The organism is Stenotrophomonas acidaminiphila (assembly GCF_001431595.1).
GTDB classification, from domain to species: domain Bacteria; phylum Pseudomonadota; class Gammaproteobacteria; order Xanthomonadales; family Xanthomonadaceae; genus Stenotrophomonas; species Stenotrophomonas acidaminiphila.
The window spans coordinates 12,544-34,187 of the sequence record NZ_LDJO01000037.1 but is presented as its reverse complement, the minus strand read 5'-3'; the positions used below and the strand labels follow the sequence as shown (position 1 = coordinate 34,187).

Sequence of the window (21,644 nt, the reverse complement as noted above, 5' to 3'; positions counted from 1 at the left end):
CACGCGCATCGACGCCTTCGATCACGCGGCCCAGGTAGCGCGGCGCCTCGGCGCCGGCCTGCAGCGTGATGGCCAGCTCGCGCGCGCCCTGCGCCGGCACCGCGTCGGCGGCGAACGGCTTGACCTGGCTGCGGGTGGCGGCGGCGACGTCGAAGGCGATGCCGCGCACGCTGAAGCAGTCGGCGCGGTTCGGGGTGAGCTTGATCTCGATGCTGGCGTCGGGCAGGCCGAGGTACTCGACCAGCGCCGTGCCCACCGGCGCGTCATCCGGCAGCTCCAGCAGGCCGGAAGCGTCGCTGTCCAGGCCCAGCTCCCTGACCGAGCACAGCATGCCGTTGGATTCCACGCCACGCAGCCTGGCCGGCTTGATCTTGAGCTCGCCGATCTGCGCGCCGACCAGGGCCAGCGGCGCCACCAGGCCCGGGCGCGCGTTCGGCGCTCCGCAGACGATCTGCAGCAGCTCGCCCCGGCCCGCATCGACCTTGCACACCTGCAGGCGGTCGGCCTCGGGATGGCGCACCGCCTCGACGATGCGCGCCACCACCACGTGGTCCAGGCCCTGGCCCAACGCCGTCACGTCCTCGACCTCCAGGCCGATGGCGGTCAGCACCGCGCTCAGCGCGTCGCGCGAGGCGTCGGTGGGGACATGGCTGCGCAGCCAGTTTTCGGAGAATTTCATCGTTGCTCGATCCGTTGTGCGGGCCATCGCCCGCCGTGTGTGCCTGTGGGAACCTGCTGCCGCGCCTCAGGCGAACTGGCGCAGGAAACGCACGTCGTTGTCGAAGAACGCGCGCAGGTCGTTCACGCCATAGCGCAGCATCGCGAAGCGCTCCACGCCCAACCCGAAAGCGAAGCCGGTGTAACGCTCCGGATCGATGCCGCAGTTGCGCAGCACGTTCGGGTGCACCATGCCGCAGCCCAGCACCTCCAGCCAGCGGGTGCTGCCGTCGGGCTGCTGCCAGGCGATGTCCACCTCCGCACCCGGCTCCACGAACGGGAAATAGCTCGGGCGGAAGCGCATCTCGAAATCGCGCTCGAAGAAGGCGCGCACGAACTCGCTCAGCGTGCCCTTGAGATCGGCGAAGGTGGAGTGCTCGTCCACCAGCAGGCCCTCGACCTGGTGGAACATCGGCGAATGGGTCTGGTCGCTGTCGCTGCGGTAGACCTTGCCGGCGGCGATCATGCGCAGCGGCGGGCGGTGGTCGCCCATGTAGCGCACCTGCACCCCGGAGGTATGCGTGCGCAGCAGGCGGCCATCGCCGAAGTAGAAGGTGTCGTGCATGGCGCGCGCCGGGTGGTGCGGCGGGAAGTTCAGCGCCTCGAAGTTGTGCCAGTCGTCCTCGATCTCCGGGCCTTCGGACAGTTCGTAGCCGAGCCGGCCGAAGATCTCGGTGATGCGCTCCAGGGTGCGCGTGACCGGATGCAGGCCGCCGCGCCCGCCATCGCGCCCGGGCAAGGTGACATCGATGCGCTCGGATGCCAGGCGCGCGTCCAGGGCCGCGTTCTCCAGCAGCGCCTTGCGTTCGCCCAGCGCCGCGGACACCGCATCACGCGCGCGGTTGATCGCCTCGCCCGCCGCCTTGCGTTCGTCGGCCGGCAATGCGCCCAGCTGCTTGAGCTGCGCGGTGATGCTGCCGCTCTTGCCCAGCAGGGCCACGCGCAGGTTCTCCAGCGTTTCCGGATTCTGCGCCGCGGCCACGTCGGCCAGCGCCTGGGTGGTCAGGGATTGGATGTCACTCATGGATCGACGGATCTCGGATGGGTCGCCTCACACGTTCCGCGCCGGGGCGATATCCCGGAGCTCCCAGTCCCCTTCCGGTGGAAGAAGATCGAGGTGAGGGCACGAGCGAATCCTAGCGTAGTCGGATTGCGCTGACGCCGATGCACCGATTGTTTCCCAATCCGGTGCGTGGCGACGCGTTCAACCCCGCTACTGCCGCGGGCTCCTGCGGCGCGCCCTCATCCGCCCCCTCGGGGCGCCTCCTCCCGAGGGAAGAGGGAACGGCCAAGCTGGAAAAAGAAATGGGGAAGGACTTGCGCCCTTCCCCATGCATTGTCTCATTCACCACCGCCGCGGGTGAACCGCGCCGGCAGGGGAAGGACTTATGCCGCCAGCGCGCTCTTGGCCTTCTCGGCCAGCGCGGCAAAACCCGCCGCGTCGTGCACGGCGATGTCCGCCAGCACCTTGCGGTCCAGGCTGATGCCAGCCTTGAGCAGGCCGTTCATGAAACGGCTGTAGCTCATGCCGTTGATGCGGGCAGCCGCATTGATGCGGGTGATCCACAGCGAACGGAAATTGCGCTTCTTCTGCTTGCGGCCGATATAGGCGTACTGCTGCGCCTTGATGACCGCCTGCTTGGCGACGCGGAAAACCTTGCGGCGGGCATTGTAGTAGCCCTTCGCCTGGCTGATGATCTTCTTGTGGCGGCGGCGCGCCTGCACACCACGCTTGACTCGTGCCATGGTTCAGTTCCTCAGAGGTAGGGCAGCATGCGGTCCAGACGGCCTGCGTCTTCTGCGCGGACGTGGTTCGTCTGACGCAGGTTACGCTTCCGCTTGGTCGCCTTCTTGGTGAGGATGTGGCTACGGTTGGCGTGGCCAGCCTTGTACTTGCCGGAAGCGGTCTTGCGGAAACGCTTGGCCGCCGCCCGGTTGGTCTTGATCTTGGGCATTGCTATGTCCTTGATGGTCTCTTTTTACTGGCCGGGCGGTGGCTTGCGCCACGCTTTCCATCCTTGCCCTTGCCTGCTTGAAGCCCGCACTCCCGATGGAGGCAGGCAGGTCCTGTTGGGTGTTGCAAACAGCAAACCCGGCGAACCGGGCCGCCCATTATGCCCGGGCCCCAGCACACTTGCAAACGCAGGCGGCAGCGGGGACAGGCAAATGAATACGGGACGGGAAGCCGACGCCAGGCCCCTCCCCGTCCGCGGGTACGGCTGCGGCCCGGGCCGCGGCGCCGTTACTTCTTCTTCGGCGCGATCATCATGACCATCTGCCGGCCTTCCAGGCGCGGGCGCGATTCGATCACGATGTCCTCGCCCAGGTCCGCCTCGATGCGACCGGCCATCTCGCGACCCAGCTCCTGGTGGCTCATCTCACGGCCACGGAAGCGGATGTTGACCTTGACCTTGTCGCCCTCCTCGAGGAAACCACGCATCTTGCGCAGCTTGATCTGGTAGTCGCCCTCGTCCGTGACCGGACGGAACTTGACTTCCTTGATCTCGACCTGGCGGCTCTTCTTCTTGGCCTCGTTGGCCTTCTTCTGCTGTTCGAACTTGAACTTGCCGAAGTCCATGATCTTGCAGACCGGCGGATCGGCCTGCGGCTGGATCTCGACCAGGTCCAGGCCCTCATCCTCGGCCATCGACAGCGCTTCGTCGCGCGTCAACACGCCGATCATTTCACCGTCGCTGCCGATCACGCGCACGCGCGGCACGCGGATTTCATGATTGCGACGATTCTGCTTGTTGTCAGGGGTACTGATATTGCAATCTCCGGATGGAATCGAACCGGCCCCGGCGGAGCGTCCGCGGGGACCGGGGCTGGATGCTTACTGCCTGTGTTCCGCCTGCAGGCGTTCGATGAAGGCCTGGAGCGACATGCTGCCCAGATCCTCGCCCGAACGGGTGCGTACCGCCACCGCGCCGTTCTCCTTCTCGCGGTCGCCGATGACCAGCAGATACGGCACACGCTGCAGCGTATGCTCGCGAATCTTATAGCCGATCTTCTCGTTCCGCAAATCGGCGGTGACCCGGAACCCTTGCTCCGCAAGGGTTTTGCGAACCTGCTGAACGTATTCAGCCTGGGCGTCGGTGATATTGGCCACCACCACCTGCACCGGCGCCAGCCAGGTCGGGAACGCGCCGGCATGGTGCTCGATGAGGATGCCGATGAAGCGCTCCATCGAGCCCACGATGGCCCGGTGCAGCATCACCGGGTGCCGTTTCTGGCTGTTTTCGTCGACGTACTCGGCACCGAGCCGGCCCGGCATCATGAAGTCCACCTGCATGGTGCCCAGCTGCCAGGTCCGGCCGATGGCGTCCTTCAGGTGATACTCGATCTTCGGGCCGTAGAAGGCACCCTCGCCGGGCAGTTCCTGCCATTCCACGCCACAGCTGGACAGCGCCGAACGCAGGGCGTCTTCGGCCTTGTCCCAGGTGGCGTCGTCACCCAGGCGCGATTCCGGGCGCAGCGCGATCTTGATCTGGATGTCCTCGAAGCCGAAATCGGCATAGACCTTCAGCGCCTGGGCGTGGAACGCGCGGACCTCGGACTCCACCTGCTCCTCGGTGCAGAACACGTGGCCGTCGTCCTGGGTGAAGCCGCGCACGCGCAGGATGCCGTGCAGCGCGCCGGACGGCTCGTTGCGGTGGCAGGCGCCGAACTCGCCGTAGCGGATCGGCAGGTCGCGGTAGCTGTGCAGGCCCTGGTTGAACACCTGGATGTGGCCCGGGCAGTTCATCGGCTTGACCGCGTAGGTGCGCTTCTCCGACTCGGTGAAGAACATGTTGTCCTGGTAGTTGTCCCAGTGGCCGGACTTCTTCCACAGGCTCACGTCCAGGATCTGCGGGCAGCGCACCTCGCCGTAGCCGCTGCTGCGATAGACGCGGCGCACGTACTGCTCGACCACCTGCCACAGCGCCCAGCCCTTCGGGTGCCAGAACACCAGGCCCGGCGCCTCTTCCTGCAGGTGGAACAGCTCCTGCTGCTTGCCGATGCGGCGGTGGTCGCGCATCTCGGCTTCCTCGATGCGCTTGATGTAGGCCTCGAGCTGCTTCTTGTCGGCCCATGCGGTGCCGTAGATGCGCTGCAGCTGCTCGTTCTTGGCGTCGCCGCGCCAATAGGCGCCGGAAATACGGGTCAGCTTGAAGGCCTTGAGGAAACGCGTGTTCGGCACGTGCGGGCCGCGGCACATGTCCACGTATTCCTGGTGGTAGTACATGCCCATGGCCTGGATGTCGGCGGACATGTCCTCGATCAGGCGCAGCTTGTAGTCCTCGCCGCGGGCCCTGAAGATCTCGACCACCTCGGCGCGCGGCGTCATCTTCTTGATGACGTCGTAGTCCTGCGCGATGAGCTCGCCCATGCGCTTCTCGATCGCAGCCATGTCATCGGGCGTGAACGGGCGCTCGGAGTAGATGTCGTAGTAGAAGCCCTCGGCGATGACCGGGCCGATCACCATCTTCACGTCCGGATACAGCTGCTTGACCGCATGGCCGACCAGGTGGGCGCAGGAGTGGCGGATGATCTCCACGCCCTCCTCGTCCTTGGCGGTGATGATGCGCAGCGCGGCGTCGTGGTCGATGACGTCGCTGGCATCGACCAGCACGCCGTCGACCGCGCCGGCGATGGTGGCCTTGGCCAGGCCGGCGCCGATGGACTGGGCCACGTCCATGACGCTGACCGGGTTTTCGAACTGACGGATGCTGCCGTCGGGGAGAGTGATGTTGATCATGGCTTCACCTGGGGGATGGCCCGCCGGTCGCGGCGGATCGCGGAGCACGCGATGCGGGAATGCGCCTGCGGAGAATCGGGGCAATAAAAAAGCGCCACGAAGGCGCCTGCTGCAGGGCCGTGGCGGAATCTGGCGTCAGGAGTGGGTAGTGCTCATGTCGCACGCTCGGCCGGCGTTTCCGCGGGCCACCTTTTCCGGAAGGAGATCGGGCACGATGGTAAACCAATCGCGGCCATTCCGCCTCCATCGCGCGCGCGCCGGCGTCCCTCTGTCCGGCCGGCAACCGCACCGCGCGCCAGCGCGACGGGAAACCGGGGGAAAGCGGGCCTGGGCGACACATTCCGGCGGGTCGCCCGGCGCGGATCGACGGCCACAAAAAACCCGGCATCTGCCGGGTCATTGATCCACTCCTCACCGGAGTGGTGGGCGGTACAGGGTTCGAACCTGTGACCCCTACCATGTCAAGGTAGTGCTCTACCGCTGAGCTAACCGCCCTTTTCGCCGCAACAAATTGCTTGCTGCGAGGGCGCGTATCTTATGCCAGCGATCCGGCAAGAGCAACAGGTTTCCGGAAAAATTTTCACATCGCCCTCCATGCGCCCCGCCCCACCCGCGGGCAAGGCACCGGCAAGGCACCGGCAAGGCGCGCGACTCATCCCAGGCTTGCTTCCTTCATGCGGCGGATCTGGTCGCGCACCCGCGCCGCGTCCTCGAACTCCAGGTCGCGCGCATGCTGGTACATCCGCTGTTCCAGCTCCTTGATGCGGGCCGCCAGCCTGGCCGGCTCCAGCGACAGATAGTCGGCCTCGGGCTCTGCCACCCGCCGCCCCTTGCCCTTGGCGCCGGACTTGGCCGATCCCTCTTCATGCGCGCCCTCGAGGATGTCGATGATCGGCCGCGCCACCGACTTGGGCACGATGCCGTGCGCCTCGTTGTGCTCCACCTGCTTCTGGCGACGGCGGTCGGTCTCGTCGATGGCCGCCTGCATCGAGCGGGTGATCCTGTCGGCATAGAGGATCGCCTTGCCGCGCAGGTTGCGGGCGGCGCGGCCGATGGTCTGGATCAGCGAGCCGGTCGAACGCAGGAAGCCTTCCTTGTCCGCATCCAGGATCGCCACCAGCGAGACTTCCGGCATGTCCAGGCCTTCGCGCAGCAGGTTGATGCCGACCAGCACGTCGAACTTGCCCAGGCGCAGGTCGCGGATGATCTCCACGCGCTCGACCGTATCCACGTCCGAATGCAGGTAGCGCACGCGGATGCCATGCTCGCCGAGGTACTCGGTGAGGTTCTCGGCCATGCGCTTGGTCAGGGTGGTGACCAGCACGCGGTCGCCCATGCTGATGCGCGCGTGGCACTCGGACATCAGGTCGTCGACCTGGGTGGCCACCGGCCGGATCTCGACCTGCGGGTCGACCAGGCCGGTCGGGCGCACCACCAGCTCGGTGATCTCGTCGCCCGACTCGCGCAGCTCATAGGGTCCGGGGGTGGCCGATACGTAGATGCTGCGCGGCGAGCGCGCCTCCCATTCCTCGAAACGCAGCGGGCGGTTGTCCAGCGCCGATGGCAGGCGGAAGCCGAACTCCACCAGCGTCTCCTTGCGCGAGCGGTCGCCCTTGTACATCGCGCCGATCTGCGGGATGGTCACGTGCGATTCGTCGATCACCAGCAACGCGTCCGGCGGCAGGTAGTCGAACAGGGTCGGCGGCGGCTCGCCGGCGGCCTTGCCGGTCAGGTGCCGCGAGTAATTCTCGATGCCACTGCAGTAGCCGACCTCGGCCATCATCTCCAGGTCGAACTGGGTACGCTGGGCCAGGCGCTGCGCCTCGACCAGCTTGTTCTGCGCGTACAGCTGCTCCAGCCGCTCCTTGAGCTCGGCCTTGATCGTCTCGATCGCCGCCAGCACCCGTTCGCGGGTGGTGGCGTAGTGGGTCTTGGGGTAGATCGTGTAACGCTGCATCCTGCGCAGGCTCTCGCCGGTGAGCGGGTCGAACATGCCCAGCTGCTCGACTTCGCCATCGAACAGTTCGATGCGCACCGCCTCGCTGTCCGACTCGGCGGGAAACACGTCGATGACCTCACCGCGCACGCGGAAGGTGCCGCGCTGCAGTTCGTACTCGTTGCGGGTGTACTGCAACTGGGTCAGGTGCTTGATCAGGTCGCGCTGGTCGATGCGCTCGCCCTTGGACAGGATCAGCCGCAGCGACAGGTAGTCCTCGGGCGCGCCGAGGCCATAGATCGCAGAGACCGTCGCCACCACCAGGGCATCGGGCCGTGACAGCAGGGTCTTGGTCGCGGCGAGCCGCATCTGCTCGATATGCTCGTTGATCGAGCTGTCCTTCTCGATGAAGGTATCCGAGGCCGGCACGTAGGCCTCGGGCTGGTAGTAATCGTAGTAGCTGACGAAGTACTCGACCGCGTTATGCGGGAAGAACGACTTGAACTCGCCATACAGCTGCGCCGCCAGCGTCTTGTTCGGCGCCATCACCAGGGTCGGCCGCTGGACCTGCTGCACCACGTTGGCGATGGTGTAGGTCTTGCCCGATCCGGTCACGCCCAGCAGGGTCTGCTTGGCGATGCCGGCCTCGAAGTTGGCGACGAGTTTGGCGATCGCGGCCGGCTGGTCGCCTGCCGGCGAATAGGGCGATACGAGCTGGAAACGGTCGGACATGGCGGCGCCGGCGGTATGGACCGGCAAGTATAGCCATCGCACGGATGACGGCCGGCTGAGGACATTTCCCATGCCCGCCTGCACCCTGCGGCCGATTCCCGTCGCCAGCGTATCGGCCCAGTCTGCCTGCAGGCGCGCTGCGCGCCGTTCCGCGGGAAAGCCCTGCATGGCCTGGACACCCCTTGCATCCCCTCCTCCCTCGCCGCATCCGCGCGGCATGAGCCTGGTGGAAATCCTGGTGGGCGCGTTCATCCTGGCGACCCTTGCCATCGTCGCCCTGCCATCCATGGAGGGACTGATCGAACGGCAACGCACCCGGGCCGCGACCTATGCGCTGCTCAACAACCTCGCCCTGGCCCGCCTCACCGCGGTCAGCAGGCGCGGCATCGCCGCGCTCTGCCCTTCCACGGATGGCACCACCTGCACGCGTTCGAGCGACTGGAGCAATGGCTGGCTGCTGTTCCTCGACCGCGATGGCAACCGCCGCCCCGACACACCGGACGACATCGTGCGGCAGGACATACCCCCGGCATCGCGCCACATCCGGGTCGTCAGTTCCGCCGGACGACGACAGGTCCGCTACCTGCCCGATGGCCGCAGCGCCGGCAGCAACCTGACCATCTCGCTGTGCAACACCAAGGGGCGTCTGTTGGCGCGGGTGATCGTCAACAACGCGGGCCGCGCGCGCACTGCCCGCCCCAGGACGCCGACGGCATGCCCGCGTTGAACGCCCGCGCCCGCGACGCGCCGGCGGGGCTTGCACGCCCCGGCGGCGCTGCGTAGAATGCGCGTCCCCGCCCGAATAGCTCAGCCGGTTAGAGCACTTGACTGTTAATCAGGGGGTCGTTGGTTCGAGTCCAACTTCGGGCGCCAGATAAAAAGCCTGCGAGCGATCGCAGGCTTTTTTATTTGCCTGGCCGACCTCCCTGTCGGCCCACGCCCCCTGCGCACCACTCCGCCGGATTACCAGCAGCCAGAGCTGCTCGGGGATTTCACGCCCAACTGGTTGATGCTCAACGTCCCGCACGAATCACCCGACTGCTTGCCCTTGGGCGCGGCGGAGACCGTGTAAGTACGCGCACCGACATTCCTGCTGAAGGTGTAATAAAGCAGCGCATCACTGTCGCATGAAGCGGTCAACGTGGCGATGTTCGGCGCCGCCGCATAACTCAGGTCGGTCGTGTACACCCGCTCCAGTCTTTGCGCCACCGCCGCAGCACATGCCGCACCCGCCGCCCGGCGCGCCTTGCGCATGTGTTCGTTGTAGCTCGGCAATGCGATGCTGGCGAGAATCGCCAGTATCGCCACCACCACCATCAGCTCGATCAGGCTGAAGCCAGACTCCCGAGCGCCTCGCCCACTCTTCATTTTCTCAATCTCCCTTCAGATCGCGCCAGGAAACCCGCTCCCAGCGGGGTGGAATCGTCGGCACGGCCACGATTTCGCCGTTGCTGCCTGCAACCAACATGACGCCGCGCATCAGGTTTGGCAACGTAGGCATGCCCACGCCCGCGTCCACCGAGCCGACCGGCAGATCGTTGATCGTGTCGTTGGTCGAGGAGTTCTTGTCCAGGTCGAAATAGGAGCTGCCCGCACTGGTCCCGGTGAACGCATCCAGCGCATTGATGTAACCGCGGCCATCCGCATCACAGGCATTGCCGGTCGGTATCATGCTGGCGGTGAGCAGGAAGCTGGATACCACCTGGGCGTCCTGCACGATCCGCTCGCCCGCCTCGGGCAGGTCGATGTACCAGCCCTTGGATCCAGCAGGCAGGCTGGCCTTCCCCTGGAAGGCCCGCACCGGGTACCCGCTCGAGGTGCCCGACGTCACCTGGACGGTGCGCTGGGTCAGATCTGAACGGCTGATCGTCGCCCCCGTGTCCATGAACCCGTACATGCTCTGCACGTTGACGTTGCTGGAATCGGCATCTTCCGTCGTGAGGTAGCGGCCGGTACCGAAGAATACCCAACGCTTGTTGGTCCACGGATGGGTTGCCACGGTGACGCCCGCACTGATCGGCTGCGCCTTGCCGGTCGCGTCCTGCGCAGTGAAAAGCCGGGTGGCGGTCCATGCAGCCGCCGAGGTGTTGGTCAGGTCGAACTTCCACACGTTGCCGAGCATGTCCCCGGCATACACATAGGCCAGGGTCTTGCCGTCAGGACCGTAGATGCCGGTCGGCGCGGAAAGACCGTTGGGTGCCGAGGACGAACCCGCGCCGGTATCGATCTCGCGGATGACGGCACCGGTCACGGCATTCAGCACCACGAGCACGGCCCGGTCGTGACTGCTGTTGACGCCGTTGCCGAAAACGACGGCGGCATTGGTGGTTCCCTGCACATTGGCCAGGATGGGCCGGCCCAGCACCTGACCCATGTTGCCATCGGTGGTTTCCGAACGCTCCCACAGGGAAACACCACTCGCGGTGGCGGACGCCGGTGCGGTCACGTTCAACGCATACAGGCCCTTGCCGCCCCTGCCCAGGCTGCCCACCAGAATGTTCTTGTTGGGCGTCAACGCGCGGTTGGTCACGACCACCGGGCCATCGACGAAGAACTTGTGCGAATAGTCGCCCCGGCTCAGCGTGGCAAGCTGGTTGAAATTGATGATGTTGGGCACGTAGGCGAACAGCTCCTGGCCGCTGGTGCCGTTGAAGGCATGCAGCATGCCGTCATTGGCGCCCACGTACAGGGTGTCCGTCTCCCTCACATAGAAGGGGGAAGAGCCGACAATGTCCCCCAGCACGGTGCTGGGCCGGTTGCGCAGCAGACCGCCATTGCGCTCTTCATTGCTGCTGTCGCCCTTGATGTACGCCGCGTTGTCCGCCCCCGTCACCGCGTAGTCCGCCGGCCCGCCGACGCGCGTCAGCGCCGCCTGCTGGCTCGTCGTGGGGAAGGTTCCACCATAGGTGAACACCTTGCGGGTCGCCAGTGGCGGAATGCTGGATGTCCAGCCACTACCCACGCCATCACGGGTCACCGTCTGACCCTTCACCGTACCGGTCCAGGTACCGGAGACGTAGCTGGCGCTGAACACCTTGGAGCCGGCATTGAGCGATGCGGAGTTGGTGGCGACGTTGGAGAACGACCCGGTGCGCTGCGCGATCGCCGCGAGCGCCTTGCCCAGCCCGGCGGTGAACTCGGACGGACTGGATGCGGACACGAACTGGCCATGCCCATTGACCGCGGCATGCAGCAGGTCGTCGATGCGCCGCGCGTTGTCCGTGCCGGGATTGGAGGTGTCCGGGTCGGGCCAGGCCGGATTGGCCGGCACGCTGTCGACGCTCGACCAGCCCATGGTGGTCTTCAGGCCGATCGAGATGCCAAACGTGACCATGTGCTGCCAGAACGCGGGATCGGCGTCCGTCGCCGGCACATTGTTGTTGTCCGGCCTGGACGTGTTCCCCATGTAGTCTTCGGTACGCAGGTCCGTCTTCCAGTACTTCATCGCCACGTCGGCCAGCGTCCTGGAATAGCTGTCGCTGTAGGGGGCCGCCGCCGTATACGTATAGGTCTTGTTCTTGGGGCCCTTGATGGTGCTGCCATTGGTGCCGTCGGCGTTGCCACTGTTGACCGTCGAGGTATTCCAGTAGCCGTCGGTGGTCAGGATCGAGAAGTTCTGCCGGCAGGAAAGCTGGTCACTGCCTGATTCAGGGCCATACGGACCGCTCGAATCGGAGCGGCTGAAGTAGGTGCCGGCATCGTCCAGCGCCTGCTGCAGTGGCGTGCCATTACTGGCCCCGGCGGCGAACAACCGGTTGTACCAGGTCGAACGCGACGTGGTGCTGGTGCTGCCGGCCACCGTGGGGTCGGCCACGTTGTTAACGAAGCGCCCGTCGTTGCCGTCGCGGACCGGGATGTCGAACGTATTGCGGCCCCAGATGGTGCGGAACCCGACGCGCACCTTGCTGTTCAACGGACTGAACGCCTCGGCGGCACCTGCCTTGGCCGCCTTGGTGCGGGTGCGGTGGTAGGAGTACCAGGTAGCGAAATTGGCCTTCTCGTCCGCCACCGTATTGGCCGAGCCCGTACGCGATGCAGGCAGCGCCGCGGCACAGTCGATCCAGCCATAACCACTGCCCTGTCCATCACAGCTGTTGGTGGTGTAGCGCTGTGCGGAAATCTGGTAGCCGGTGCTGTTGTTGGTGTTGCGCTGCACCCTGACCGTGTATTGGCCAGCGGCCGTCTCGGGCACCTGGCAGAACCCGGAACTGTTGCGCGACGAAACGCCGGAGCAGACGACATTTCCGGAAGGGTCGTAAACCCAGTAATTGAGGGTCCGGGAATTGTTGGAGCTGGTGTTGTCGATGGTGATCTCGAGCACTGCGCCGGCAGATACGGAGGCCAGCCGGTTGTCGACGGCCGTATTGTTGGAAAGAGTACCGGTGGCCGTATTGCTGCCACCCACCTGCACCGTCTGCTTGGCGGTGGTCACCACCGTGCCGTAGACGCCGCGCAGGATGTCCCCGCTGCCCGGTATGATCTGGTAGCGGTAGTAATTGGATACGTTGGAAAGATAGGAAGCAGCGGTATTGGCGGTGTTCTTGGGCACGTAGAACGTCTGGATGTTCGCCGACAGATCCTTCGAGCCGCCGTTGGTTCCGGCACCGGAGTGCGTCACCACCAGATCACTGCTGTACACCCGGGTAAAGTCCATGCCACCCGTGAGGCGATTGCCATCGGCATCCATCCACGGCTTGTAGGTCACCGCCGGGTTGTAGTACAGCGTATTGGTCGCATAGCTCTGCATGTACAGCCTGGAGTTGTCCAGGGTTTCCGTGGTGACGCCGGTACCCGAGGACACGCCGTTGGCATCGGGCCGGCTGCTGAACGAGCCGGGGCCGGTGATTTCGGTGACGTCCTGGTTGTTCATGTTGCGCCAGGCCATCGATCCCGAGTCATCCAGGATGAACAGGATGTTGGGGGCTACGCGCGCCGCCGTGGTCAATGGATCGTCGGGGATCACGATGCCTGCGTTGACCGGCAAGGCCAACATGCTGGCCAGGAACGCGGCAGGGCCGGCCCACCACTGGCGCCCGGTCGGCTGGGATGTCCCGTGCTTGGAATGCTTGCGCTTCATGATCATTGTCCCGGTGATGGGGTACGACTGGCCACGTTGGCCTGCAGCACGACATCCGCCCGCCCGACGGAACGGCTGCGCGCGGTGATGCGGAAAAGCGGGCTCTCGCAGTCCGGCGAAGGCGGCAGGCTGTCGCAGTTGCCCTTGTAGCCCGGCCCGACGCCCAGGTACTCGATCCAATACTGGGGCGCCGCCCCCAAACGCGTGTCGTAGGTGCCTGTAGGCAGGCTCGCCCAGACCGCAGCCGCCCCGGTCGGACAGACACTTGTGCTGGTGCAATCGGCGGCTGCCGGGATCGTTCCCGCTTCCCAGGCCGAATTCCCGGCCAATACCACGTCCTGCGCGTAACGCAGGGCGGTTTCGGCTCCCTGGAAGGCCAGGCTGCGGTCACGCATGTTGGCGCTCATGCGCTCCTGCATGGCCGAACTGCGGAGTATCGCGATGCCCAGGACCGACAGTATCAGCAGCAATATCAACACCACCAGCAAGGTGATGCCCCGCTGCGCGCGGCTTGCCGCCAGAGTGGGGCCGCCGGTGCCGACGGAAAGGCTCATAGCGTACGACTCCGGAGGCTGAAGATATTGGACGAATTGCGGGTCAATGCCTTGCCATCCACATCCCGCCCGGTGAGCACCATGGTGGCACGCACGCTGATGACCGATGACCAGTCGGCGGGGGTAGCCGTATAACTAGCGCCTCCCTGCTGCAGATAGGAGAAGGCGATCGACTGGACACCGTCGGTGACTTCCTCGCCCGCGCCGCCGAAGCGCGAGACATAGAGCGAGTTGCCACCACGACCATTGGCGGCGACATACCAGCGCGCGCTGCGCAACCGCCCCACCACCACGGAGGATGGCGGTGCGTGCTGGTCGGCGCCGGGGTTGTAACCGCCCGGCAGCGCGGCGAACCCGACGGTACTGCTGCTTACGCTGGTGGCCTGCACCACGAAACTCTTGCGCGCATTGCACAGCAGCAGCCAGTCGCCCACCTCGAATTTGTCCGTGGCATCGGAAACCTGCGCCGAATCCAGGGTGATGGAGGTCGAGGTCGATGCGGTGACCTTATAGGCCGCATCTTCCCCGGAAACCACGGTCAGCTGGCTGGCATTGCCGGTGATCGGATTGTCACGGAACGCATCGGACTGGGCGCCCGTGGTTTCCACGACCGAGGCCGTGGAGCAGGCAGACCCGCCGGCCGAGCGGATGTCCTGCGACATCACCTCGAACGCGACCCGCGCGCTTTCCTGGATGCGGTTCAGCCCTTCGTTGGCACGAAACGAGTTCTGATTGGACTGGAACATGACGAACGCCGCACCCAGCACCATCAACCCCAGCACCAGGGCGATCATCAACTCGATCAGGCTGAAGCCCGCCGAGCGGCGGCGGCCTGCACGGTAAGCCATGCCATTCATATGCGCACCTCGGTTGCCACCTGGCGGGTGCTGCTGCCGCCGGCGCGCTGGTCGTCCCACTGAACCGTGATCCGGTAGCGGCTGTTGCCGAGCGCCTCGATCCGGCCGCAGGTACTGGTGTCGCCTGCCACGCCCATCGTGCTCTTGAGCGCGTTGATCCAGGCTGCCTGATCGTTCTGCGCCAGACTTCCGCCCGAACCCGCGCTACAGGTCATGGCCATCGCATAATTTCCTGCATTGAGCCGGTTGGCGCGCATCGCCTCGGCGATCGACGTCGTCTGCATCACCGCCTGGCTGCTTTCCAGCGAGCCCTGCCCGCCGCGCAGTGCCAGCGCCTGCATCGCAGCGATGCCAAGCAGGCCGATACCGAGAATCAGCACCGAAATCATGACTTCCAGCAGGCTGACGCCCCGCTGGTTGCGTGCCAAATGCCGCCCCGTCGGCCGACGCGGGCCGTGGACGGCGCCGTTCATGGACATGCCCCACCTCCATTGTTCTTGGTGGTGGTGACTCCACCACCGACCAGCATGGTCACGACCCGCTGGTTGTCACCCACGGTGCTCACCGGCAGGCAGACCGTCATGCTGGCCTGCGCATCGAGCAGGCCCGTGGGGCGGAAACGGATGCCGGCGGCCGGCCCGGCGACCTGCATGTCACCCGACACGGCCGAATCGCGGATCACTTCGCTGCTGCCGTCGGCATTGTCGCGACCGGTCACGATCCAGCGGCTCCAGTCGGTCGTGCTGGCACAACTCGTGCCGTTGTCGCTGCCGCAGACCGTGACGGGCGCATTGCGGCGGATGGCCTCCGAGCGCGCCAGCTGCAGGGCGGTGACCAGCTCCGTGGATGTGGCGCTGAGGCGGTTGGCGGCGATCAGCCCCTGCATGGCAGGCACGGCGATCGTGGCGATGATCGCCAGCACGGCCACCGTCACCATCAGTTCGATCAAGGTAAACCCAGCCCCTGCCGATGGCCGCGGAGTTCCAGCATCCCGTAGCGACATGACACTCCCCATGATTTTCCAAACCGACAGTAACCGCGGCGTCCGGTCCATTTCCATACGATTGCGACGAGCGGGCCGATCCCGGGAGCCAGCGGTCGCCCGCGGTGGCTATGATCCCGGTTCCCCGCCCAGGTTGGTGCCGTGTCACATCCCCATCGCCCGATCGACATCCTGCTCAGCCCGGCGACCCTGATCGGGGTGGTCCTCGCCGGAGAGGCGCTGGCCGCGCTGCTCGCCCTGTCTCCGGCGCCGGTGGACGACCGGCTGGTACTGTTCGGACTGGCATCGCTGGGGATCCAGTGGGCGACCCTGGGCACACTGGCTTTGGTCCATCTGCTTCGCCCACTGCTCGGGCGGCTGAAGCCACAGCCGCTAGCATGGACCTGCCTGGGCCTGTTGCTGGTCACCACCCTGCTGATGGCCGCGGCATCCTGGAAGCTGATGAGCTTCCGCCATGCGCCGGGCGACCACGAAGGCACCCTGTTCGTGCTGCGCGCGCTGGCATTGGCGCTGGTGGCCGGCCTGCTGGTACTGCTCGCGTTCCAGAACCACTGGCGCGTGCGGCAACTGGCGCTGCGCGCCAAGCAGGCGGAACTGGATGCCCTGCAGGCACGCATCCACCCGCACTTCCTGTTCAATACGCTCAATACCGGGGCCGCGCTCGTGCATCAGCAGCCGCAGAAGGCCGAGCAGTTGCTGCTGGACCTGGCCGACCTGTTCCGCGCAGCCCTGACCGATTCGCGGCAGGTCCCGCTGCATGAGGAAGTGGAGCTCGCCCGCCGCTATATCGATATCGAGCAACTGCGCTTCGGTGCGCGGATGCAGGTGGAATGGACCTTGCCCGACACGCTGCCCGCCGTCGCAGTACCGATCCTGTCGATCCAGCCGCTGGTGGAAAACGCCATCCACCATGGCGTGGAGCCCTCGCCCGGGCCATGCAGGCTGCAGATCGCCATCCAGCCGGAAGCCGGTGGGGTCAGGATCACGGTCAGCAACGACCTGCCCGCGCCCATGGCCAGCAGCATCCACCGTGGCCACAGCGTCGGCCTGCAGGCGTTGCGCGCACGGGTCCAGATGATGGGCGGCGATGTCCACACGCAGGCAGCCGATGGGCGCTACCAGGCCTCGCTGAGGGTGCCGGCGGCCTGAGCAGGCGGACGTACCGGCGCCAGCGCCCGGAACCCGATGCCGCGCCCCGGATGGCACCGGGTACGCGGCACCGCGCCGGCGCAGCAGGTCAGGTCACGACCTGGTAGCAGGGGTGATACTCGCCGGAAATCTTCATGCGCCGCTGTTCGACGAAGGCCCGCAGCAGCGCATCCAGCGCCTGCATCATGTCCGGGTCGCCGTGGATCCTGAACGGCCCGAAGCGCTCGATCCGCTGCATGCTGTCCTCCTTGACGTTGCCGGCGACGATGCCCGAGAACGCGCGCCGCAGGTCCGCCGCCAGCTCCGGTGCCGGACGACCGTGATGCAGGTCCAGCGCGGCCATCGCCTCATGCGTCGGAACGAACGGCTGCTGGTACTCGTGCGGAATCTCCACCGACCAGTTGAAGAAGAACGAATCCTTGTGCGCCAACCGGTACTCGCGCACCCGCTTGATGCCCTGGGTCATGCGCCGCGACACCGCCACCGGGTCGCCGACGATGATCTCGTAGCGGCTGGCCGCCTCCTCGCCCAGGGTCATGCGTATGAACCGGTCGATCTGCTCGAAGTACGGCGCGGCGATGGTCGGGCCGCTGAGGATCAGCGGGAACGGCAGCGCCTTGTTCTCCTCGCGCAGCAGGATGCCCAGCAGGTACAGGATTTCCTCGGCGGTGCCGACGCCGCCCGGGAATACGATGATGCCGTGGCCCATGCGCACGAACGCCTCAAGGCGTTTCTCGATGTCCGGCATGATCACCAGGTGGTTGACGATCGGGTTCGGCGACTCGGCGGCGATGATGCCCGGCTCGGTGATGCCGATGTAACGGGTATTGGTCCTGCGCTGCTTGGCGTGGGCGATCGTCGCGCCCTTCATCGGTCCCTTCATCGCACCCGGGCCGCAGCCGGTGCAGATGTCCAGGCCACGCAGCCCCAGCTCATAGCCGACCTGCTTGGTGTACAGGTATTCGTCGCGGGAAATCGAGTGACCACCCCAGCACACGACCAGGTTCGGCTCGCTCGGCTGCAGGATGCGGGCGTTGCGCAGCACGCCGAACACCGCGTTGGTGATGCCCTCGGATGTCTCCAGGTCCGAGGCATACTCCGGCCCCAGCTCGATGGCCATGTACGCCAAGTCGCGCACCACCGAGAACAGCAGCTCGGCGATGCCGCGGATGATCTCGCCGTCGACGAAAGCCATCGCCGGCGCATTGGTGAGGTCGATGCGGACGCCGCGGTCCTGCTGCGCCACCTGGATGTCGAAGTCGGGATAGAGGTCGCGCGCCGCGCGCGGGTCGTCCGATGCGCTGCCGCTGGTGAGCACGGCCAGCGCGCAGCGCCGCAGCAACTCGTGCATGCCGCCGCTCGACGCGTCGCGCAGGCGCGCGACCTCCGCCCGCGACAACACGTCCAGACCGCCGCGCGGGTAGATCCGCGCATCCTGCACCGGCAGCGCCCGTGCCACCGCCTCTTTCGTCGTCATTTCCATCCTCGGTTCCGCCTTCACAGTTGGTCGAATGTAGCGCTGCCCCCATGAAAAGGAAAACGGCCGGGTTGCCCCGGCCGTTTCCGTGTGCAGCACTGATCCGTCAGGGCATCAGAACTTGTACTTCAGGCTCAGCATCATCGACCAGCGCGACACCGCGGTGTTGCCCTTGTCGTTGTTGTTTTCCTGGATCGACGAGTTGTCGGTGGTGCCGGTGAACGAGTACACGTACTTGCCGGTCGCCGGATCGATACCGCCGTAGTTGGCCACGCGACGGGTCGAGTAGAAGCCGTAGTCGTCGATCAGGCCCCATTTCTTGTTGAGCAGGTTGCCCACGTTCATGATGTCCAGCGACAGCTCGGTCTTGTGACCCTTGAACAGGCCCGGCAGCTCCTGGCTCAGGCGCACGTCGAAGCTGTTGACCCACTTGGCGCGGTGCGAGTTGGCCGGCACCACCTGGCCCTTGTAGCCGGCCAGTTCCGGGGTGTTCTCCAGCCAGTCGAAGAACGCCTTCTCCATGGCCGCGTCCTGCTGGAACTTGCCACCCACGACCTTGCCGAACAGCACGTCGCCGTAACCCTTCGGCACGTAGAACAGGTCATTGGTGGTGGCACCGTCGCCGTTCACGTCGTTGTAGAAGATGTAGCTGTACGGACGGCCGGTGCGGCCTTCGTAGAACAGGCCGGCACGGGTGGCATAGTCACCGAAGAAGGCGTGCTTCCACTCCAGCGTCGCGGTCAGGCGGTCCTTGATGGCATACCGCGAGTTGTAGTCCACGTTCTCGTTGGAGTTGAAGATCAGCGTGTTGTTCCAGTTCGAGGTGTTCTGCGAGCTGGTCAGCGAGCTGACTTCCTTGGCGGCGGTGTAGGTATAACCCAGCGACCAGCCCCAGTTCTCGGTCATCGGCTTGCTCAGGGCGAACGTCGCCTGCGAGCTGCCGCCCTTGTCGGTATTGCGCAGCAGCATCACGTCGCCGATGTCCGACGGACGATTGGCACGGGTCAGGGCGCCATTGGTACCGTCGGTCATGCCGAAGTTGTTGCTGCCGCTCATGCGCGACTTGCTCGGGTCAAGGCCGGCGGCGTTCCAGTAGATCGCACGCCCGTCCTGGCCGTAGGCGGTCGGGGTCATGACGTCCAGACGCTCGAAGTACAGCGCGTCCTTGACCTTGGTGACCAGCAGCTCGGCCGACGCGGTGATGCCGTACCACGGCAGTTCGTGATCGAACGCCAGGTTGGCCTTCCACACCGACGGCATGCGGGTGCCCGGCTCGATGATGTCCACGTTCATGCGACCCGAGCCCGGGGTCAGGCCAGCGGTCGACGGCGGCAGCGCCGGGTTGAACGCCGGGGCCTGGTTGCCGCGCAGGTCGTACTCGACATAGTTCAGGCCGGTGTTCTGGTAGGCACCCGCCAGCCACACGTTCGGAGCCGCACCGCCGAACAGGCCCACGCCGCCGCGCAGCTGGGTCGGGCGATCCGAATCGAAGGTGTAGTTGAAGCCGACGCGCGGCTGCACCAGGCTGCTGTCAGGCAGCACGGTGTTGTTGTAGCCGTACAGCTGCTCGATGCGCGGGTTGTACAGCTTCTGGTTGCTGAAGTCCGGCAGGTCGACGCGCACGCCGTACATCAGGTTCAGGTTGTAGTTGATCGCCCAGGTGTCCTGCACGAACAGGCCGGTGTTCTTCAGGGTGAAGCTCGCCGGGATGTCGCTGAGGCTGCCGCCGTTCGGGCGCGGCGCACGCAGCTGGTAACGATTGACCTTGCCGGCCAGGAAGTCGGTGAGGCTGTTGAATTCGTACACGCCGTTGAGGTTGCGGCCGTAGAAGTTCATCAGCTCGTTCTTCGAGTAGTCGAAGCCGAACTTGACGGTGTGGTCGCCGATGTACCAGTTCGCGGAACCGAAGGCGCTCAGCTCCTTCGACTCGACGATGTTGACGTGGGTGTTCTGCTCGGTGCCCAGCAGCAGCGCCGAGTTGTTGGAACCGAAGCCGTTGATGCGGATCTGCGGCAGGTTCACGGTCGGCACGCGGGTAGCGTTGTAGTCCTTGTACGAGACCTTGAACTCGGTGGAGAAGTTGTCGCTCCAATCGGAGAACAGCTCGCCCATCCAGGTTTCATAGGTCTTCGGCTGCGCATACCAGTAGCTGCTCAGCGAGACGGTGCCCGAGGCCATGCCCGGGAAGCGCATGACGTTCTGCTCCATCTTGTTGTAGCGCAGCGCGGCACGGTGGTTCTCGTTGATGTTCCAGTCCAGCTTGACCGCGTATTCCTCGATCTCGGTCTTGCTGTCCGGGGCCGACAGGCTGCCGACGTCGTAGCCCTTGCCGGTCATGAAGTCCTGCACGGACTTGATGTCGGCGTCGTTGATGTTGCCCTTGCCGTACGGGGTATCACCCAGCGCCACGCCCGGGGCCGAGCGCTCGTACTTCTCGTAGTTGGCGAAGAAGAACAGCTTGTCCTTGACGATCGGGCCGCCGAAGGTCATGCCGTAGGTCTTTTCGTCGTTGAAGCCGTTGAAGTCGCCCTTGTCGGTATCGAGGCGGCGGCGGACCATGTCGTCCCTGTTGCGGTACGAACCGTAGACCGTGCCGTGGAACTCGTTGGTACCCGACTTGGTCACGGCGTTGATCACCGCGCCGGTGCCACCGTAGATGGTGGTGTCGTAGTTGGCCAGGTCGATGTTGATTTCCTGGATGGCGTCCATCGACACCGGCTGACGCTCGGTCGGCAGGTTGTTGGACTCCAGGCCGAACGGGTCGCCGGCGCCGATGCCGTCGATGCGGATGGCGTTGTAGCGGGTGTTCTGGCCACCGGCCGAGATCGCTCCGTCAGCCTTGCTGACCTGCGAGATGCGCGGATCCAGACGGATGTAGTCCTGGATGTTGCGGCTGGCCGACGGCAGCGCATCCATCTGCTCGCGGGTCACGTTCGAGCCGGTGCCCATCTTGTTGGCGCTGAACAGGTCGGAACCGACCATCGCAGCCACTACTTCCACGCCCTGCAGAGTCGTCACGTCACCGGCCAGCGCCGCATTGACGGTGTTCACCTGGTTCAGGTTGAGGTACACACCCTCTTCGGTCTTGGTGCCCTCACCCGGCTTGGTCACGGTGATGGTGTACGGACCACCCACGCGCAGGCCGCGCGCGTTGTAACGACCCGACGTATCGGTCGTGGCGCGGCTGACCGTGCCCGACTCGACGTGGGTGATGGTGACTTCGGCACCGGCCACCGGCGTACCGCCGTTGTTGGTGACCAGGCCGCCGACGCCGGCGGAGGTGCTCTGTGCGAAAGCCGGCGCGGCCGCGAGAGCGGCAACGAGACCAAGGGCAAGCTTGGACATCCGGATGCGAGGGTGGTTCATTCTGGGTAGCCTCGATACGAGTTGGCGATTGGGAAAAA

17 protein-coding genes and 2 tRNA genes are annotated in these 21,644 nt (G+C 65.6%); 3 read left to right on the top strand and 16 right to left on the bottom strand.

All coding sequences use genetic code 11. From position 1 onward, the window contains the following. The 8 genes from ytpR to uvrB all read right to left on the bottom strand — a co-directional run. A partial coding sequence (gene ytpR / locus ABB33_RS12225; protein ID WP_338108057.1) for a YtpR family tRNA-binding protein occupies window positions 1–679 on the bottom strand: 679 nt, incomplete at its 3' end. 66 nt (window positions 680–745) lie between these two features. Continuing rightward, a complete protein-coding gene (locus tag ABB33_RS12220) occupies window positions 746–1,741 on the bottom strand; it encodes a phenylalanine--tRNA ligase subunit alpha (RefSeq protein ID WP_056932292.1) in 996 nt (331 codons plus the stop codon). Between the two features lie 362 nt (window positions 1,742–2,103). After that, window positions 2,104–2,463 (bottom strand): 50S ribosomal protein L20, encoded by a 360-nt coding sequence (gene rplT, locus ABB33_RS12215; RefSeq protein ID WP_056932291.1) that lies wholly within the window; start codon window positions 2,461–2,463, stop codon window positions 2,104–2,106. Window positions 2,464–2,474: 11 nt separating this feature from the next. Then, complete coding sequence (gene rpmI, locus ABB33_RS12210) at window positions 2,475–2,672, bottom strand: 50S ribosomal protein L35 (protein WP_010342861.1); 198 nt, start codon at window positions 2,670–2,672, stop codon at window positions 2,475–2,477. Between the two features lie 287 nt (window positions 2,673–2,959). Continuing rightward, window positions 2,960–3,484 (bottom strand): translation initiation factor IF-3, encoded by a 525-nt coding sequence (gene infC / locus ABB33_RS12205; protein ID WP_225546736.1) that lies wholly within the window; start codon window positions 3,482–3,484, stop codon window positions 2,960–2,962. 66 nt (window positions 3,485–3,550) lie between these two features. Further along, on the bottom strand, window positions 3,551–5,455 hold the full coding sequence (gene thrS / locus ABB33_RS12200; RefSeq protein WP_056932290.1) for a threonine--tRNA ligase: 1,905 nt from the start codon (window positions 5,453–5,455) through the stop codon (window positions 3,551–3,553). A 420-nt stretch (window positions 5,456–5,875) separates the two neighbouring features. Next, a tRNA-Val gene (locus ABB33_RS12195) sits at window positions 5,876–5,950 on the bottom strand. 157 nt (window positions 5,951–6,107) lie between these two features. Then, window positions 6,108–8,123 carry an excinuclease ABC subunit UvrB gene (gene uvrB / locus ABB33_RS12190; protein WP_054668639.1) on the bottom strand — a complete coding sequence of 672 codons (2,016 nt, stop codon included), beginning with the start codon at window positions 8,121–8,123 and terminating at the stop codon, window positions 6,108–6,110. A gap of 166 nt (window positions 8,124–8,289) precedes the next feature. Here uvrB and ABB33_RS12185 point away from each other — a divergent pair, with 166 nt between their 5' ends. Both ABB33_RS12185 and ABB33_RS12180 read left to right on the top strand, forming a co-directional pair. Continuing rightward, a complete protein-coding gene (locus ABB33_RS12185; protein ID WP_056932289.1) occupies window positions 8,290–8,850 on the top strand; it encodes a GspH/FimT family pseudopilin in 561 nt (186 codons plus the stop codon). Window positions 8,851–8,919: 69 nt separating this feature from the next. Continuing rightward, window positions 8,920–8,996, top strand: a tRNA-Asn gene (locus ABB33_RS12180). A gap of 90 nt (window positions 8,997–9,086) precedes the next feature. On the opposite strand, the gene ABB33_RS12175 is transcribed toward ABB33_RS12180, so the two are convergent. The 6 genes from ABB33_RS12175 to ABB33_RS12150 form a co-directional block, all read right to left on the bottom strand. Beyond that, window positions 9,087–9,491, bottom strand: coding sequence for a type IV pilin protein (locus ABB33_RS12175; RefSeq protein ID WP_056932288.1), 405 nt, complete (start codon window positions 9,489–9,491; stop codon window positions 9,087–9,089). 4 nt (window positions 9,492–9,495) lie between these two features. After that, complete coding sequence (locus tag ABB33_RS18975; RefSeq protein WP_275452952.1) at window positions 9,496–11,418, bottom strand: pilus assembly protein; 1,923 nt, start codon at window positions 11,416–11,418, stop codon at window positions 9,496–9,498. Between the two features lie 1,784 nt (window positions 11,419–13,202). Next, window positions 13,203–13,754 (bottom strand): pilus assembly PilX family protein, encoded by a 552-nt coding sequence (locus ABB33_RS12165; protein ID WP_054664669.1) that lies wholly within the window; start codon window positions 13,752–13,754, stop codon window positions 13,203–13,205. After that, window positions 13,751–14,602, bottom strand: coding sequence for a PilW family protein (locus ABB33_RS12160; protein ID WP_056932287.1), 852 nt, complete (start codon window positions 14,600–14,602; stop codon window positions 13,751–13,753). The genes ABB33_RS12165 and ABB33_RS12160 overlap by 4 nt, the downstream gene beginning before the upstream one ends. A 5-nt stretch (window positions 14,603–14,607) precedes the next feature. Continuing rightward, entirely contained in the window at window positions 14,608–15,090 is a 483-nt protein-coding gene (locus tag ABB33_RS12155) for a type IV pilus modification PilV family protein (RefSeq protein WP_225546696.1), read from the bottom strand. Continuing rightward, on the bottom strand, window positions 15,081–15,665 hold the full coding sequence (locus ABB33_RS12150) for a GspH/FimT family pseudopilin (protein ID WP_211260884.1): 585 nt from the start codon (window positions 15,663–15,665) through the stop codon (window positions 15,081–15,083). The genes ABB33_RS12155 and ABB33_RS12150 overlap by 10 nt, the downstream gene beginning before the upstream one ends. Window positions 15,666–15,755: 90 nt before the next feature. On the opposite strand from ABB33_RS12150, the gene ABB33_RS12145 reads away from it, so the two are divergent. After that, window positions 15,756–16,763: a sensor histidine kinase gene (locus tag ABB33_RS12145; RefSeq protein ID WP_056932285.1), complete on the top strand. Its 1,008-nt coding sequence runs from the start codon at window positions 15,756–15,758 to the stop codon at window positions 16,761–16,763. 88 nt (window positions 16,764–16,851) lie between these two features. Here ABB33_RS12145 and ppnN read toward each other — a convergent pair whose 3' ends face one another. Next, window positions 16,852–18,240, bottom strand: coding sequence for a nucleotide 5'-monophosphate nucleosidase PpnN (ppnN, locus tag ABB33_RS12140; RefSeq protein ID WP_054664654.1), 1,389 nt, complete (start codon window positions 18,238–18,240; stop codon window positions 16,852–16,854). A 114-nt stretch (window positions 18,241–18,354) separates the two neighbouring features. Continuing rightward, window positions 18,355–21,606, bottom strand: a complete 3,252-nt coding sequence (locus ABB33_RS12135; RefSeq protein ID WP_082393931.1) for a TonB-dependent receptor — start codon at window positions 21,604–21,606, stop codon at window positions 18,355–18,357. Window positions 21,607–21,644: the final 38 nt, after the last annotated feature.